Annotated in this window: 19 protein-coding genes; 7 read left to right on the forward strand and 12 right to left on the reverse strand. The window is 63.8% G+C overall.

The window, feature by feature from the left end; all coding sequences use genetic code 11:
* Together FJ419_RS26970 and FJ419_RS26975 are read right to left on the reverse strand one after the other, a co-directional pair.
* The coding region (locus tag FJ419_RS26970) for a hypothetical protein (protein WP_210241678.1) at positions 1 to 233 on the reverse strand (233 nt) is incomplete at its 3' end.
* 279 nt (positions 234 to 512) lie between these two features.
* Positions 513 to 1,034, reverse strand: a complete 522-nt coding sequence (locus FJ419_RS26975) for a DUF6428 family protein (protein WP_140700331.1) — start codon at positions 1,032 to 1,034, stop codon at positions 513 to 515.
* A gap of 42 nt (positions 1,035 to 1,076) precedes the next feature.
* Here FJ419_RS26975 and FJ419_RS26980 point away from each other — a divergent pair, with 42 nt between their 5' ends.
* From FJ419_RS26980 to FJ419_RS26995, 4 genes are read left to right on the forward strand one after another with little or no spacing between them, the layout of a single operon-like run.
* Positions 1,077 to 1,427, forward strand: a complete 351-nt coding sequence (locus FJ419_RS26980; RefSeq protein ID WP_140700332.1) for a metalloregulator ArsR/SmtB family transcription factor — start codon at positions 1,077 to 1,079, stop codon at positions 1,425 to 1,427.
* Between the two features lie 34 nt (positions 1,428 to 1,461).
* Positions 1,462 to 2,160 carry an MIP/aquaporin family protein gene (locus tag FJ419_RS26985; RefSeq protein ID WP_140700333.1) on the forward strand — a complete coding sequence of 233 codons (699 nt, stop codon included), beginning with the start codon at positions 1,462 to 1,464 and terminating at the stop codon, positions 2,158 to 2,160.
* Positions 2,157 to 2,570 carry an arsenate reductase (glutaredoxin) gene (gene arsC / locus FJ419_RS26990; protein ID WP_140700334.1) on the forward strand — a complete coding sequence of 138 codons (414 nt, stop codon included), beginning with the start codon at positions 2,157 to 2,159 and terminating at the stop codon, positions 2,568 to 2,570. Before FJ419_RS26985 ends, arsC begins: the two co-directional genes overlap by 4 nt.
* A complete protein-coding gene (locus FJ419_RS26995; protein ID WP_246679405.1) occupies positions 2,571 to 3,758 on the forward strand; it encodes an MFS transporter in 1,188 nt (395 codons plus the stop codon).
* Between the two features lie 214 nt (positions 3,759 to 3,972).
* Here FJ419_RS26995 and FJ419_RS27000 read toward each other — a convergent pair whose 3' ends face one another.
* The 10 genes from FJ419_RS27000 to FJ419_RS27045 form a co-directional block, all read right to left on the reverse strand.
* Positions 3,973 to 4,257 carry a hypothetical protein gene (locus FJ419_RS27000; RefSeq protein WP_040980340.1) on the reverse strand — a complete coding sequence of 95 codons (285 nt, stop codon included), beginning with the start codon at positions 4,255 to 4,257 and terminating at the stop codon, positions 3,973 to 3,975.
* Between the two features lie 81 nt (positions 4,258 to 4,338).
* Positions 4,339 to 4,752 carry an MAPEG family protein gene (locus FJ419_RS27005; protein ID WP_140700335.1) on the reverse strand — a complete coding sequence of 138 codons (414 nt, stop codon included), beginning with the start codon at positions 4,750 to 4,752 and terminating at the stop codon, positions 4,339 to 4,341.
* A 58-nt stretch (positions 4,753 to 4,810) separates the two neighbouring features.
* The gene (locus tag FJ419_RS27010; protein ID WP_140700336.1) at positions 4,811 to 5,296 is read right to left on the reverse strand and encodes an SRPBCC family protein; all 486 of its coding nucleotides are present in this window, start codon (positions 5,294 to 5,296) and stop codon (positions 4,811 to 4,813) included.
* Entirely contained in the window at positions 5,293 to 5,610 is a 318-nt protein-coding gene (locus tag FJ419_RS27015) for a metalloregulator ArsR/SmtB family transcription factor (protein WP_224709939.1), read from the reverse strand. The genes FJ419_RS27010 and FJ419_RS27015 overlap by 4 nt, the downstream gene beginning before the upstream one ends.
* A gap of 509 nt (positions 5,611 to 6,119) precedes the next feature.
* Positions 6,120 to 6,449 carry a DUF2934 domain-containing protein gene (locus FJ419_RS27020; RefSeq protein ID WP_140700337.1) on the reverse strand — a complete coding sequence of 110 codons (330 nt, stop codon included), beginning with the start codon at positions 6,447 to 6,449 and terminating at the stop codon, positions 6,120 to 6,122.
* Positions 6,450 to 6,563: 114 nt separating this feature from the next.
* Positions 6,564 to 7,673, reverse strand: a complete 1,110-nt coding sequence (locus tag FJ419_RS27025) for a mandelate racemase/muconate lactonizing enzyme family protein (protein WP_140700338.1) — start codon at positions 7,671 to 7,673, stop codon at positions 6,564 to 6,566.
* Between the two features lie 55 nt (positions 7,674 to 7,728).
* Positions 7,729 to 10,167 carry an FAD-dependent oxidoreductase gene (locus tag FJ419_RS27030; protein ID WP_140700339.1) on the reverse strand — a complete coding sequence of 813 codons (2,439 nt, stop codon included), beginning with the start codon at positions 10,165 to 10,167 and terminating at the stop codon, positions 7,729 to 7,731.
* Between the two features lie 148 nt (positions 10,168 to 10,315).
* Positions 10,316 to 11,314 (reverse strand): L,D-transpeptidase, encoded by a 999-nt coding sequence (locus tag FJ419_RS27035; RefSeq protein ID WP_140700340.1) that lies wholly within the window; start codon positions 11,312 to 11,314, stop codon positions 10,316 to 10,318.
* A gap of 313 nt (positions 11,315 to 11,627) precedes the next feature.
* Positions 11,628 to 11,855 (reverse strand): hypothetical protein, encoded by a 228-nt coding sequence (locus tag FJ419_RS27040; protein ID WP_140631945.1) that lies wholly within the window; start codon positions 11,853 to 11,855, stop codon positions 11,628 to 11,630.
* A gap of 64 nt (positions 11,856 to 11,919) precedes the next feature.
* The gene (locus tag FJ419_RS27045; RefSeq protein WP_140700341.1) at positions 11,920 to 12,807 is read right to left on the reverse strand and encodes a transcriptional regulator GcvA; all 888 of its coding nucleotides are present in this window, start codon (positions 12,805 to 12,807) and stop codon (positions 11,920 to 11,922) included.
* Positions 12,808 to 12,942: 135 nt separating this feature from the next.
* On the opposite strand from FJ419_RS27045, the gene FJ419_RS27050 reads away from it, so the two are divergent.
* The 3 genes from FJ419_RS27050 to FJ419_RS27060 all read left to right on the forward strand — a co-directional run bounded on the left by FJ419_RS27050 (position 12,943) and on the right by FJ419_RS27060 (position 14,681).
* Entirely contained in the window at positions 12,943 to 13,404 is a 462-nt protein-coding gene (locus FJ419_RS27050) for a VOC family protein (RefSeq protein WP_140700342.1), read from the forward strand.
* Positions 13,405 to 13,438: 34 nt separating this feature from the next.
* Positions 13,439 to 14,185 (forward strand): SDR family oxidoreductase, encoded by a 747-nt coding sequence (locus FJ419_RS27055; RefSeq protein WP_140700343.1) that lies wholly within the window; start codon positions 13,439 to 13,441, stop codon positions 14,183 to 14,185.
* 130 nt (positions 14,186 to 14,315) lie between these two features.
* Positions 14,316 to 14,681 (forward strand): hypothetical protein, encoded by a 366-nt coding sequence (locus FJ419_RS27060; protein WP_140541729.1) that lies wholly within the window; start codon positions 14,316 to 14,318, stop codon positions 14,679 to 14,681.
* Positions 14,682 to 14,727: the final 46 nt, after the last annotated feature.

Consider the following 14,727-nt stretch of genomic DNA (forward strand, 5'->3'; position numbering starts at 1 on the left):
GTGGTCGGCAGCGTCGGGTTCACATTGGTGCCGCCGCGCAACATGATCGAGCGTCCCCAGGCGATGATCGCAACCGCCAGTACTGCCAGCACTATGCCGAGCACGATGGTCAGCGGGCGGCCGCCGATCGCCAGCGGCCAGACATAGCGCAGCGCCAGCATCGCGATCAGCGCCACGAGAAAGAGCAGCGGCGGGAACACCGCCACGCCCGGATTGTCCGCTTTGTCATCCATAGCCATCTTCATCGACCAGGCGCCATTGCCGCCACTATGCACGGACACGCGTCGTCAGCAATTCGTGACTTGATCCTGCCTAGGCGATGTGCAACCCGGCATATCGGGAACACAACCGTAGCGCGCGCGTTCACTATCGCCGATCAATAGGATTTCGCGGATGAGCAAGACAGCTGTTTGGGTGGCGCTGATCGCCATCGTTCTCGTGGGCCTCTATTTGTTGCAGGCCAACGGCATGATCCGGTTCTGATCAGGGGCGGCGCGTCACCATTCGCGGGCTCAACAGCAGCGGCTCGCTCCGCAGCATGGCTGGCTAGCGGCCGCCTGTTCCTTCAGCCAGCGGTCGCGCGGCTTGCAGCTTGACGGCCGTGGCGTCAGCTCGACCTCGACGGTCCCGCCAACAAGGCTTGACCGAGCCGCCCGGTGCAATTCCATCGGGCGAACCCCGTCGCTGACCTCGAAGGTCAACTTCGCCGCCTGATCGAGCGCCACATGATCCGCCACCTTGCGGATGATCGCGGCGAATTTGCCGGCCGGCATATGGACCGGCCCGCCCTCGTCCACGTCCCACAGCTGGACGAAGATTTCAGACCATGATTCTGGATTCGCTTCGCAATCTAGCGCCGCGAACTGCCCCGCTTTCACCTCGGTGACATGATAGCCCGGCTTTACCGGCCGGCCGCCATAGCGGAACACCAGCGGCTTGTCCTTATGATCGGCCAGCGCAACCAACAGATCGCCGATGGTCAGGTCGGAGGGATCGATTGGGGCCACATTTTTCCGGTTGTCGGAAGAGAGCATGTCGGCTATTCCTCATTTCAATATTTCAAGGATTGTTGAAACGTGGATGAACGTCAAGCCCTGACCGCCTTTGGCGCGCTGTCGCAGGAAACAAGGCTGCGCTTGCTGCGGCTGCTGGTCGTTGCAGGCCCGGAAGGCATCGCCGCCGGCTCGCTCGCCGAGCAGGTCGAGGTCTCGCCGTCCAATGTCAGCTTCCACCTCAAGGAATTGGAACGGTCTGGCCTCGTGACAGCGCGGCGCGATGCCCGCTCGATCGTCTACAGCGCCGAGTTCGACGCGCTGTCCGGATTGATCCGCTTCCTGATGGAGGACTGCTGCTCCGGCCGGCCGGAAATCTGCGCGCCGGCGGCTGCGGCATCTTGCTGCCAGCCGGGCGAGGAGGCCCGGCAATGACCGTCACGCCCGTCGCAAAACCCAAGGCTAGCTAATGAACACCTTCGATCTGCCGCGCCGGTTCACGGCTGAAGCCCTCGGCACCGGTCTGCTGGTGGCGACCGTCGTTGGCTCCGGCATCATGGCCGAGACGCTGACGCATGACACCGCGCTGGCGCTGCTTGGCAACACGCTTGCAACCGGCGCCATGCTGGTGGTGTTGATCACCATCCTCGGGCCGATCTCCGGCGCGCATTTCAATCCCGCCGTTTCGCTGGTGTTCTGCCTCAACCGGTCGCTGCCTGCTCGCGATCTCCCTGCCTATCTAATCGCGCAGGTCGTCGGCGGAATCGCTGGCACGATCGCCGCGCATCTCATGTTCGCCCTGCCGGTGCTGGAGGTCGCGACGAAACTGCGTGCCGGGCCGTCGCAATGGTTCTCGGAAATGGTCGCGACATTCGGCCTTATCGCCGTCATTCTCGCTGGCCTCCGCTTCGAGCGGCGGGCCGTGCCGTGGCTGGTCGGGCTCTATATCACAGCGGCCTATTGGTTCACGGCGTCCACTTCCTTCGCCAATCCCGCCGTCGCCGTCGCGCGCTCGCTCACTAACACCTTCTCCGGCATCAGGCCGCTCGATCTGCCGGGCTTCGTCGTGGCCGAGCTGCTCGGCGCCCTGATCGCGCTCGCGTTGATGGCCTGGCTGCTCAAGCCCGAAACCGTTCAGCAATACCAGCCACTGAAAGCAGAGCCATGACGGTCACGATCTATCACAACCCCGACTGCGGCACCTCCCGCAACACGCTCGCCATGATCCGCGCCAGCGGCGAAGACCCTGTCGTGATCGAATACCTCAAGACGCCGCCGGGCCGCGAAAGGCTGCTCGAACTGATCGCCGCGATGGGGATTTCTGCGCGCGAGTTGTTGCGGGAGAAGGGCACGCCTTACGCCGAATTCGGCCTCGCCGACCCGAAATGGAGCGACGATGAGCTGGTCGATTTCATGCTCGCCCATCCGATCCTCATCAACCGGCCCATCGTCGAGACGCCGAAAGGGACAAAACTGTGCCGGCCGTCGGAAGCGGTGCTGCCGCTGCTCGACAATCCGGTGCGGGAGTTCGTCAAGGAGGATGGCGAGAAGGTCGCCTATCCGCCAGGGCAAGCCTGATTGGAAGCCACCGCGCCCATCGCACACAACCGCCGCGTCCTCGTTACGGCTCTTGGCATCACGCAGATTCTCGCCTGGGGATCGTCCTACTACCTGCCCGCGGTGCTTGCCGCGCCGATTGCTAGGGATACCGGTTGGTCGCTGGCCTCGGTCGTTGCCGGGCTATCCTGCGGGCTCCTGCTTGCCGGGCTGGTGTCCCCCGTCACCGGGTGGCTGATCCAGCGCCACGGTGGCCGGCCTGTGCTTGCCGCCAGCTCGCTGCTACTGGCGGCCGCGCATTCGCTGCTGGCGACAGCGACCGACTATCCTTTCTATCTGGTTGCATGGCTGCTCATGGGACTGGGCATGTCGAGCGGCCTCTACGATGCCGGCTTCGCCACACTCGGCCGCCTTTATGGACAGGGCGCGCGCGGCGCCATCACCAACCTGACGCTTTTCGGCGGCTTTGCCAGTACCGTCTGCTGGCCGATTAGCGCCTTCCTTGTCGAGCATGGCGGTTGGCGCATCGCCTGCCTTGCCTATGCCGCGATCCATTTGGCAATCTGCTTGCCGCTCCATCTGTGGATAATACCGTCGCCTCCGGCCGCCGCGGCTGCGCCGGTCAAAGACAGGTCGAAAGAGGCATCGGCCACGGGCAGGATGCGGGCGCGCTTCACTCTGCTGGCCTCCATTCAGACCTTGGCGGCACTGGTCGCGTCCATGCTCTCCGTCCATCTGCTGACGCTGCTGCAATTGCGCGGCGCGAGCCTGGCAGCCGCCGTCGGACTTGGCGCGCTGGTCGGCCCTTCACAAGTCGGCGCTAGGGTGGCGGAGCTGCTGATCGGCCGCAACCGGCAGCATCCGATCTGGACGATGCTGACATCCGTAACGCTGCTCGCCGCCGGAATCTGGCTGCTGCTGACGAGCCAGACTTTCGTTGCTCTCGCCTTGATCCTTTATGGCGCGGGTAACGGCATCCATACGATCGCGCGCGGCGCGCTGCCGCTGGTGCTGTTCGACCCGCAGCAATATGCGGTGCTGATGGGCAAGCTCGCGACGCCCAGCCTCATCGTCCAGGCGGCGGCTCCGTCCGTTGGAGCGCTGCTTCTTGGCACGGGCGGCGCTAATTTTGTCCTGGTCACGCTGGCGCTCGCGGCAACGGTCAACGCGGGGCTGTGTATTTGCCTGCTTGCGACCGTGCGCCGCTGATCCTCGGAACGGTTCCTCGCCCCACGAAATCGCCGGCCTGTCCCGGGCTTTCTCACGGCTCCGGCGGGAACCCGCCACACATCTGTGACGCGAGGGCAATCCGCATTGACGCTCGCCAGGCGACAAACGAATTTACCGCGCCGCGCAAAAAAACCGACCCGGCAATTGCCGGGTCGGATTCTCTTGATTGATTGCCAGTCGCGAAGCGTTCCTGTCAGTCGCGATGCTCCGGCATTGCTTTCAGCTGGTCCTTCGTCCAGCTGGTGACGGCATGCACGTCACCGTCCTCGTCGCGCATGAAATCGAGCTGGCTGGCGGTGACAGCCACCGGCTTGGCGCCGATGCCAAGAAAGCCGCCGACATCGATGACGACCTGGCTGCCGTGCAGGTGGTCGACCGAGCCGATCTTCTCGTCATCCGGGCCGTAGATGGTGGCGCCTTCGAGGATGTCGGGCGTGAGCTCGGCGTTTGTCAGTCTTACGTGGCTGGTGTGGTCCATGGCGCATCTCCTGTGGTTGTACAGGGATGAACCTCTGATCGGGGCGAGGGTTCCGCCGACGGAGCGAAAAGCGAGCGCTGCTCAGCGAAGCGCTGCCCAGCCCGTCACGAGGACGAGGACAAGCGTGACCAGCGCTCCGGAGACATAGAGGATCGTCCTGACGCTGCCGCCCTTGGCGGCGTTGCCGCCGCGCAGGTAGACGATCATGTGGACGAGACGTAGCGCCAAGTGAACCCAGACGAGCAAGGCGAGCGTCACCGGCTCGACGCCGACCATCATCGCCAGCAACACTGGCACGACGAAGGGCGCGAGCGCCTCGACCGAGTTCATGTGGACGCGATCGATCCGGTAAAGGGAGTTGTCGTCGTCCGCCGGGATCACCGGCCCTGAAAGCTTGCCGGCAAAACCCTTGGACGAGCCTGAGTAGATCGCCAGCGCGACCGACAGGAGGCAGAGCGCAAGCACGCCGAGGCTGCTCAACCAATAGGCTTCCATTATTTCCAGTGCTCCTCCGATCGCCACCATGCGGGCCATGCCCCAGGGAGCGCCGCTGTCAGGCCGCCGGGGCAAAAAGCGCCTGGAACCGCTGCAGGTAGAGCGGCCAGCCCTGATCGCCGTCGACCCCGCTGCGCACGCCTTCCCAGCCTTGGCCATGCCGTTCGATGTGGCGGTGCTCGATTTCGACCCGGGTCCGGTTTTCCGCCTCGGCCGTGAAGCGGACTTCCCACTCGCTCGTCCTGGCGAGGTCGGTTTCGATCTGCCAACGCGGGCTGATGTCCCAGCTCAGAAGCAGCCGGTCGGGCGGATCGTAGGCCAGCACGCGGGCGAAGCGGCACTTTGAGCCGTCGACGCCGCGGTCGTAGACGTGGCCGCCGACGTGCGGCTCGAAGATCGTTTCCGCGATCGGCACGGCAAGCAGATTGTGCTCGCGCGGCTTGAAGCTGCCGAAATCCTCGGTGAACACTTTGAAGGCGCGCGCGATCGGCGCCTCGACGACGACGGAATGCCTTACGGGCGCAGGTGCCGGTTGCTTGATCATGTCTCGTCCTTTGTCGGTTGCTCGACGGCCAGCTTGTAGGCCGCAAGCGTCTTCACCCAGAACTGGTCGATCTCCGCGCGAAACGCCGCGAGCCCGTCCGGATCGATCCGGTAAATGCGCTCCTTGCCGGAGCGCGTATCAGCCACCAGCCCGGCATCCTTGAGCACCTTCAGATGCTGCGAGACGGCCGGCCTCGTGACCGGCAACAGATTGGCGAGCCCGCTCACCGAACTGGGTCGGTCGACCAGCAGTTCGAAGATCGTGCGTCGTGTCTGATCGCCGAGCGCAGTCCAATATTTCGCGTTAGTGGCCACTAACGCGAAATTAGGGCGAGATGATTGTGCTGTCAACCCGGTGGAGAGTGCCACCTGTGGCCGGTCCGATTGGCTGGCCAACCGCCTCTTGGGGCAAGATTTCCGTTCATTCCGGGAAATCAGCGCAAACGCCGGGGATTGGTTGAAGCCGCCCCAACCTCGTCATTCTATGGCGGAGCAAGGAGCGAAGCGACGCGCGCAGACCCTAGAATCCTGTGTGTTGGTTCTGGTGTATGGTTGAAGTGGGAAGGAGGCCGAGTGGATCTTGGTCGTCCTTTCGGACAGGCCGTGGAATTCCGTGACTAGGAAGCGACGCCACGGTGCAGAATTTTGCTCTGTTGTATTCCTGGGTGAAGGCAACGGCCTGGATTCCGGGGTCTTGGCGACGGAGCTTCGCTCCTGCTCCGCCCTGGAATGACGATCGCGATGGGCGTTTTCGGCCAATCTCCAACGCGTGCCACCCTGCCAACGCAAACAGGCCGACCGGTCAAAATCTCAGTGCAGTGCCACTAATCGACACCGCGCTTGCGTGCCTGCAGATCACGCGCCGCTTGCTCGATCGCAGCGCGGTCGTTGCCCAGCCTGTCGAGCAGCTCTTGCGCCTCGTCGCCCGAAATGCCGGTGCGCATGGCAAGCGCCTCCACCGTCAGCACATCCGCGCTGTCGATCTCGCGCGTTTCTGGCAGCGCATCGCCTGCCGTCAGTGGCAGGGCGGCCTCGCGGTCGATCTCCAACTCCGCCTGATGCCAGTGCCGTTCATGATTGCCGAGGATGCCGCCCTCGCGCTGAAAGATCTCATAGGCACGCTGCCTGATCTTCTCGGTCCGATCGTCGTCCATCGCCGTTCCTCCTTGCGTCTCACAAGAACGCAGGACAGGGCGGAACGATCCGCGTCTTCCACGAAGTGATCGCCGGTACAATTTCGGCCTCCACCGCGCAGATTTGCGCTAGTATTACCGTCCGTATATCGCCACCGCTTTGCCGAACATGTCGGGCTCCGGCTTCACGCCGAGCCCCGGCCGCTGCGGCACGGCGATGTGCCCTTGCTTGATGACGACCGGCTGCTTCTGGTCGAAATGGCCCTTGATGTATTCCTGGGCGATCCAGGCGCCCTCCATGCGGCGCGGCTCGACGGTCGCGGCCAGATGCACGCAGGCCGCCGCGATAATGTCGCCGCCCCACGCGTCGTCGCAACTGTGCGGCAGCGAGCGGATGGCGCAGAGGTCGCGCACGGCCGTCATCTTGGTGAGGCCACCCAGACGTGTCACCTTGAAGCCGAAGCCATCGGCGATGCCCAGCGAGATCGCCCGCAGCACGGCGTTCTGATCCTCGGTGCTCTCGTCCAGATAGACCGGATGTGTCATGCGGCCTTTCAGCGTCGCGATCTCGTCCATCGTGTTGCAGGGCTGCTCGAAGACGAGGGGAATTTGCTGGCAGAGCCGGTCGAGATGGATCGCTGCGGCCACCGTCAGGCCCCGGTTGCCGTCGACCGCTAGCCGAGCCTTGTAGCCGACCGCTTCCCAGACCTTGTGGACGACGGCGACGTCTTCTTCGAGATTGCACCCGCCGATCTTCACCTGCAGGCGCGGATAGCCGGCCTTCACCTTATCGGCCGCGATCCTCGCCGTCTCGTCCGGGGCGCCGACGATCAGCGAATAATAGGCCGGCACGCGGTCGGTCAGCGCGCCGCCCAGCAGCGTCGAGACCGGCACGCCGAGTTTTTGGCCGAGCAGGTCGAGGAACGCCATGTCGAAGACGGCCTTGGCATAACCGTGGCCGTTGAGCCGCTCGTCCATCTGCTTGGCCAGAAGCCTGATCGAGGCGATCTCCGAACCGATCAGCCCCGGGGCGATTTCGGCAATCGCGGCGCGGGCGCCCAGCGCATGATGCGGCTGGTAGACCGGGCCGATCGGGCAGGTCTCGCCCCATCCGGCAAAACCGTCATCGGTAACGATCTCGACCAGCGTCGAGTCCAGCGCCTCCACATCGGCGCTGGCCATCCGGTAGACGCCGCCTTTGACCGGCAATTGCGCCGAATAGACGTTGATCCGATCGATGCGCATACGGGCTTCCCTCCGAAGGACACGTCGGCAACGGGGCCTTTGCAGGCCCCGCCTACTACATCTGCGCCCTGGCCGAGGTCGGATCGTGAGGCGAATCCGCGATCACCTCGGCGACCTTCCAGTCGCCCAGGATCGCGACGTCGAGCTTGGTGCCGGGCTTCGAAAACGGGTCAGGCAGCAGCGCCAGCGCCACGTCATGCCCGAGCGCGTAGCCGTAGCCGCCCGACGTGATGCGCCCGACCAGCGCGCCGTCGCTGTAGAGCCCTTCATTGGCAAGCGTGCTGGCGCCGTCGGTGTCGATCCTGAGCGTCACGGATCGCCGCTGGTCGTTTCGCTCCCTATATTTCAGAACCGCGTCGCGCCCGACGAAGTCGCCCTTGTCGAGGCGGATGAAGCGCTCCAGCCCGCTCTCCAGCGCATTGAGCTCCGGGTTCATGTCGCGATACATGGCGCGATAGGATTTCTCGAGCCTGAGCGACTCCAGCGCGTGCAGCCCGACCAGCCGCATGCCGTGCTTCTCGCCTTCCTTGAGGATCGCGTCGAGCAATCGCCGCTGGTAGGGCAGGGAGTGATAGAGTTCCCAACCGAGCTCGCCTTCATAATTCACCCGCAGCAGCCGCACGTCGCTTGCCAAGGCGACGCTGCCGGTCTTGACGCCGAACCACGGAAAATTTTCGTTGGAAAGGTTGATCTCGGTCAGCGGCTGCAGCACCTCGCGCGCCTTGGGTCCGACGACGGTAAAGCAGCCGCGATCGTTGGTGACGTTCTTCAAGAATACGCTGCCGTCGGCGGGAAGCAGTCTGGAAAGATCGTCGAAGTTCCAGCGTTCGGCGCGCGGCGTCGAGATCAGGTAGAACAGGTCCTCGCCAAGCCGCGCCACCATATATTCCGCCTGCACGCCGCCGTTGGCCGTCAGGTGATGCGCCAGCGTCACCTTGCCGGCGGCCGGCAGGCGGTTGGCGATGATCCGGTCCAGCCAGGCGGCCGCGCTCGGACCTGACACCTCGAACTTGGTCATCGGCGTCATCTCGACCAACCCGACGGCGTTGCGTACCGCCAGCACTTCCTCGCCGACGAGGTTTCCCTTGGGCGTCCAGCGCCAGCTATATTGGTCCTTGGCCTCGACGCCGTTGCGCGCGAACCAGTTGGGCATCTCCCAGGCATTGAGCACGCCCCAGACCGCTCCCAGTTCCGTCAGCCGGTCATAGGAAGGCGCGGTCTTCTGCGGCCGGGCGGCGGGCATGTCCTGTCCCGGGTATTTCTGCTCGGCATGCGTGCCCCAGGCTTCGCGCACCTTCTCGCGCGTCCATTCCTTGTTGGCGTAGTCGCCGAAGCGGCGCGGGTCGAGGTCGGATGTATCGATACTGTTGCCGCCTTCGACGATCCGCTCCGACAAATAGTAGCCGATCGCTCCGCCCCACAGGATGCCGCCCGGCACGCCTTCGGCCAGCCAGACATGGGGCAGGCCCCAAGCCTGCCCCATCAAGGGCAGCTCGTCCGCCGTCATCTGGAACGGACCACGCACATTGGCCTTGATGCCCACGCGCCCGAGCGCCGGCACCAGTTGCAGCGCCTGCTCCCAGTTCCACGACACCGCCTCGAAATCCTCTTCCAGCAGGTCGGCGCCGAACCAGGACGGCACGCCATCCTCCGCGAAGAGTTTCAGGTGTTCGGTGCGCTCATAGGGCCCGAACATCAGCCCGTCGCCTTCCTCGCGCAGATAGCCCTCGAAACCTTCGTCGCGCAGGATCGGCATTTCGGGGCGGCCCGCGCGCTTGCGCTCCACCACTTCCGGCACCGCTTCGGTGATCCAGTACTGGTGCAGGATGGGGATCGCCGGGATCTCCAAGCCAAGCAGCGCGCCGGTCTGGCGCGCGTAATTGCCGGTGGCGCAAATCACATGCTCGCAGGTGATGTCGCCCTGGTTGGTCTCGACCAGCCATTCGCCGGAAGCGGTCCGCTTGAAGCCTGTGACCTCGGTGTTGAGATAGACTTTTGCGCCGAGATCCCGCGCGCCCTTGGCCATGGCATGCGTCACGTCGGCCGGCGCGATATGGCCGTCATCGGGATGGTAGAGCGCGCCCAGCATGTCCTTGTTGTCGAGCAGCGGCCAGAGCTTGCGCGCCTCGTCGGGGGTGAGCAATTGCGCCCGCATACCCTGCACCTCGGCCACGCTCATATAGCTCTTGAACTCGTCGAGCCGGTCTCTCGAATTGGCGATGCGCAGCTGCCCGCATTTGTGCCAGCCGACCGGCTGCCCGGTCTCCGCTTCGAGGCTCTCATAGATTTCGATCGTCTTTTTGATCATCCGCCCAACATTGATGTTGCGGGAATAGGACGGAATCAGCCCCGCCGCATGCCAGGTCGAGCCGGCTGTAAGCTGCGTGCGCTCGAGCAGCGCGACATCGGTCCAGCCGCGCTTGGCCAGGCCATAAAGAATGCCCGCGCCGACGCATCCGCCGCCAACGATCACCACCCGCGCATGTGCTTGCATCGAACCACCAAACCCAGACCATTCTCCAAACCGCGCCGTCGAAGCTACAGGCGAGGCAAGGCGGTGTAACGTTCTGAAAAACTGAGGATGACGATAAATTGGGCTTATGCAGCGATCCGCGCTTGGCGGATCGCGACCTGCCGGCATTTCACTGCACTTGCCCGCCCTGCGCCGTCTCGTCCTTGAAGTCGACTTTGGTGCCCGGCTTCACCATGGCGGCGAGGTCCTCGGCGTCCCAGTTGGTCAGCCGGATGCAGCCATGCGAGAAGGTGGTGCCGATCTTGCCCGGGTCAGGTGTGCCGTGGATGCCGTAGCTCTCGATCGAGAGATCGATCCACACCGATCCGACCGGATTGTTCGGCCCCTTGGCGATGGTGAAGGCCCGCTTGCTCTTCACGCCCTTGAAGGCGAATTTCGGATTGTAGCGATAGGTCGGATTGTGCACCACGCGCTTGACCTCGGCCGTGCCGCTCGGCGCCGGCTTTTCCTCGCTGCCGATCGAGGCAGGATAGACCGCGAGCGCCTTGCCCGACGCATCGAGCGCGCGCACTTGGCGGGCACCCTTGTCGACCTCGACGCTGGCTACGGCCGCGGGAGGATCGCCACGGCCGACATCGGGCACCACCAACGCGGTGTCGGCCTTCCTGAAACCGGCTTTGGGATTGAGCAGCCTCAGCAACTGTTCGCTGACATGGAAGCGCTCCGCCAGTTTTTCCCGCGCGTTGCGATAGCCGAGCCGCTTCAGATGCGCCATCCGCTCCATGCGAGCGGGGATGCGCCTGGTGAACGGCCCGCGCACATCCTTGGCGGCGACCTCATAGTTTATCAGCACCGGGCCGGCGAAAGTCGCCGCGAGCTTGTCCCAGGTCTCGCGGGTGAGCCTGCCGTCGGAGGGCAGTCCGTTGGCCGCCTGGTAGGCCGCGACGGCCTTGGAGAAATTGTCGGAAACGCGGCCGTCGATCAGGCCGGGGGAGAAGCGGGCGCGATCGAGAAGGATCTGCGCTCTGAGCACCATCGGATCGATGCCCTTCGGCTCGCCCTCGCTGAATTGCGCCTGGTTGACAGCGGCGAGGTCGAGCTTGGCTGCCAGCGCCCCGCCGCACGCGAGCACGAACGCCAATCCAGCGATAACAAGCAGCCTGATCATCGACGTCACTCCAGGATCGCGGCAAGAGCCTGTCTCTATGACGCGGCACGGCCGATGTGGTTCCTGTCGCGAGGAGCCGCACGAAGATCATCACGAGGGTGCGCTTTCTCCCATATACGTTTGAATTTTAAGCTGGAAACCAGTTCCCATGAACGCAGAGAACTGGCATTATGGTATCAGGGCCTGCGCATTTTCTTATTCCATGGCCCCTCGTCCTGGTAACCGGCGGCTCCCCAACACCCCCCCGCCCATGCCGTCGGTTGCCCTGTTGGGCGCTTTTCCGAGCCCGGACGGCTGCGTCAGCAGCGGTTAATCATCGGCTGGAATTAAGCTTCTGGATACGGCCCTTATCCAGCCGGAACACGCCGTCCGTACCGCCCTGGAGCTCGAAATCGGTTTGAAGCTCATCCCATGAGCCGAGATATTTGCCGCACTCGGCGCAATGGATCGCCGTTTCGGGTTGAGCATCGGCCGGAATTTGCAAACGGATGGTGCCGCAAAACGGGCATTCCAATTTGTGGTCCAGATACTCGCCAGTCATGGTTGCGCAGCATCGCGCAATCGGCGCGTCTTCGCAAGGCTGGGGATTTCGGCAAGCCTTTGCTTCAGCCCGGCTCGATTTCCGAAAACAGCCAATCGCGAAACGCCTTCACCTTGCGTTGGCGGATCGCTTCCGGCGGGTAGACCAGATAGAAGCTGGAGACCGCCTTCAGCGCATGGTCGAAGGGTCGTACCAGCCTGCCGGTTGCGAGGTCGGCGGAGACGAGCATGGTCCGTCCGAGCACTACGCCTTCGCCCTGCACGGCCGACTCCACCGCGAAAGTGGCTGAATCGAAAGTGAGCCCGCTGTTCGGGTCGACGCCTTCGACGCCGGCGCTGGCCAGCCACGCGGCCCAGTCGATGCGGTATCCGTCGCGGATCAGCGTGTGGTGCTTGAGGTCCTGCGGGTGCTTGAGCGGATGCGGCCCTTCCAGAAGCTTCGGGCTGCAGACCGGAAAGACTTCCTCGCCGGTGAGAAATTCCGACGTCAGCCCATGATAGTGGCCGGCGCCGTAGCGGATGGCGACGTCGATGCCGTCGCCGCGGAAATTGGTCAGTCGCCCGGTGGTCGAGACGCGCACGTCGATATCGCCATGCGCGCGATGAAAGCGATAGAGCCTCGGCACCAGCCATTTTCCGGCGAAGCCATCCGAGGTGCTGACGTTGAGCGTTGAGCCGGAATGGCGCGAGGTCGCGGTTTGCGTCGCCAGCGTGAGCTGATCGAGCGCCTCGCGCACGGCAACCGCATAGGGCTCGCCGACAGGAGTGAGCCGCACCGAGCGCGTCGCTCGCTCGAAAAGCTGCACACCAAGCTGATCCTCGAGATGCTTCACGGCGCGGCTGATCGCGCCATGGGTGAGGTTGAGCTCGTCGGCGGCCCGCGAAAAATTCAAATGCCGTGCAGCGGCCTCGAAGGCCGGCAAGGCGTTGAGCGGCGGCAGTCTGCGGGCCATGACGACAAAGCCATTTGTGAGTTATGGTAACAAATACTTGCCAAATTTTGGTTTGTCCGTCGAGCCTTTTCCAATCAAAAATCCTCACAGAATTTGTGATCAATACTCACTCAAGATCAAACCTGCGAGGACATCATGGCCACCGTTCATCCCTTCCTCTGGTTCAACCTCGATGCCGAAGCCGCGCGAGATTTCTATCTCTCGGTCTTCACCAACAGCCGCGCGCTGCGGACCATCGAGTTCACCGACAAGCCGCATGCGATCTTCGATTTCGAGCTCGAAGGCCAGCGCTTCACCGCGCTCAACGCCGGCGGCGTGCCGCCCTTCAACGAGCGGATTTCGCTCTACATCGAAACCAAGGACCAGGCCGAAACCGATTATTTTTGGAACGCGCTGACCGCCGGCGGCGGCTCGGAGCAGCCCTGCGGCTGGCTGAAGGACAAGTTTGGCGTCTATTGGCAGGTCATTCCCGAACCGGCGCTGCGCCTGATGGACGACCCCGACCGCGCCAAGGCCGACCGGGCGCGTCAGGCGATGTATTCGATGAAGAAGATCATCCTCGCCGATATCGAAGCAGCCCACGCTGGCCGCGCTTGATTTTGAACCCATCACGGAAAGACGGAGAAGACCCATGACCAGTCTCCCCATGACATCGCTCAATGGAAAGAAGATCATTGTCGTCGGCGGCAGCTCCGGCATCGGTTTCGGCGTCGCGGCAGCGGCGCTTGAAAGCGGCGCGGAGGTGGTGATCGCCGGCCGTTCGGCCGAAAAGCTGAAGGCCGCCGAAAAGCGGCTCGGCGGGGCAGGGCGCGTGACGGGCATCGCCGCCGACATGGCCAACGAGGCCGAGGTGTCCGGCTTGTTCGAGCAAGCCGGCGCTTTCGATCATCTGGTGGCGACGGCCGGCACGCCGCCGCCCAATTATCCGATCGGCGAGACCGACATGGATTTCGTGCGCCAATTTGTCGCCGGCAAGCTGATCGGCGCGGTGATGCTGGCCAAGCACGCCGTGCGCACGCTGAACAAGGCTGGCTGGATGATCTTCACCTCCGGCATCAACAAGGACCGTCCGCCGGTCCCCGGCGGCTCGGTCGTTTCGGCGGTCGCCGGTTCCTTCACCTATTTCGCCCGGGCCCTGGCGCTGGAACTTGCGCCAACCCGCGTCAACATCGTCTCGCCCGGGTGGGTGGATACCGAAATGTGGGACGAGATCGTCGGCGTCGCCAAATCAGGCTATTTCGAGCAGATGGGCGCCCGACTGCCGGCTGGAAAGATCGCCAGGCCCGCCGATATCGCGCCGGCCTATCTCTATCTGATGCAGAACGAGTTCATGACCGGCGAGACCATCCACATCGACGGCGGGCAAAGGCTGGTGTGAGCGGTAGAGCCGGACCTCGATTTGAAGGTTCCGGCTTCACCTATTGCCACCCAAAAGGCCGGGCGCCGCCTTCCACACTTTCGCCGGCCAATGGCGTTTCCAGCGGAACGCTAATATAGATGATGCTCGAATGAGCAGCGCCTCCGCACCGTCGAGGAACGCCATGCGAAGGGTCATCGTCACAGCCATGTGGATTGTCGCCGCGACAGGCGCAGATGCTCATGACTGGTACGAAAACAAGGTCGACCCGGTAACCAACTTCAAATGTTGCGGCGGCACGGATTGCCGCCCCATCCCCGAGTCCGCCGTGCAATCCGGGGCCGACGGCGGCTATGTCTATCTTCCCGATGGCTTCAACATCCCGCGAGACCGCGTGCAGGAATCGCCGGACGGCCGATACCATATCTGCGAGAACCATTACGTCATAACCAACCAGCCCTATCTGCGCTGCTTCTTCGCGCCGCGGCTCAAGGTCTCCCGACTGCTCCCGCGCTAGTCGCGGCCCTCGATATCTGCATGGCACCTGACACTGGTCATCGCCA

Origin of the sequence: Mesorhizobium sp. B2-6-2 (genome assembly GCF_006440615.1) — a bacterium.
In the GTDB taxonomy this organism is placed as follows: Bacteria; Pseudomonadota; Alphaproteobacteria; order Rhizobiales; family Rhizobiaceae; genus Mesorhizobium.

Excerpts from the sequence above, each read along its gene's own strand:
- FJ419_RS26975 (WP_140700331.1), bottom strand. The coding sequence starts at position 1,034 with ATGCTCTCTTCCGACAACCGGAAAAATGTGGCCCCAATCGATCCCTCC.
- FJ419_RS26985 (WP_140700333.1), top strand. The coding sequence starts at position 1,462 with ATGAACACCTTCGATCTGCCGCGCCGGTTCACGGCTGAAGCCCTCGGC.
- arsC (WP_140700334.1), top strand. The coding sequence starts at position 2,157 with ATGACGGTCACGATCTATCACAACCCCGACTGCGGCACCTCCCGCAAC.
- FJ419_RS27000 (WP_040980340.1), bottom strand. The coding sequence starts at position 4,257 with ATGGACCACACCAGCCACGTAAGACTGACAAACGCCGAGCTCACGCCC.
- FJ419_RS27005 (WP_140700335.1), bottom strand. The coding sequence starts at position 4,752 with ATGGAAGCCTATTGGTTGAGCAGCCTCGGCGTGCTTGCGCTCTGCCTC.
- FJ419_RS27010 (WP_140700336.1), bottom strand. The coding sequence starts at position 5,296 with ATGATCAAGCAACCGGCACCTGCGCCCGTAAGGCATTCCGTCGTCGTC.
- FJ419_RS27020 (WP_140700337.1), bottom strand. The coding sequence starts at position 6,449 with ATGGACGACGATCGGACCGAGAAGATCAGGCAGCGTGCCTATGAGATC.
- FJ419_RS27025 (WP_140700338.1), bottom strand. The coding sequence starts at position 7,673 with ATGCGCATCGATCGGATCAACGTCTATTCGGCGCAATTGCCGGTCAAA.
- FJ419_RS27030 (WP_140700339.1), bottom strand. The coding sequence starts at position 10,167 with ATGCAAGCACATGCGCGGGTGGTGATCGTTGGCGGCGGATGCGTCGGC.
- FJ419_RS27035 (WP_140700340.1), bottom strand. The coding sequence starts at position 11,314 with ATGATCAGGCTGCTTGTTATCGCTGGATTGGCGTTCGTGCTCGCGTGC.
- FJ419_RS27040 (WP_140631945.1), bottom strand. The coding sequence starts at position 11,855 with ATGACTGGCGAGTATCTGGACCACAAATTGGAATGCCCGTTTTGCGGC.
- FJ419_RS27045 (WP_140700341.1), bottom strand. The coding sequence starts at position 12,807 with ATGGCCCGCAGACTGCCGCCGCTCAACGCCTTGCCGGCCTTCGAGGCC.
- FJ419_RS27050 (WP_140700342.1), top strand. The coding sequence starts at position 12,943 with ATGGCCACCGTTCATCCCTTCCTCTGGTTCAACCTCGATGCCGAAGCC.
- FJ419_RS27055 (WP_140700343.1), top strand. The coding sequence starts at position 13,439 with ATGACCAGTCTCCCCATGACATCGCTCAATGGAAAGAAGATCATTGTC.
- FJ419_RS27060 (WP_140541729.1), top strand. The coding sequence starts at position 14,316 with ATGAGCAGCGCCTCCGCACCGTCGAGGAACGCCATGCGAAGGGTCATC.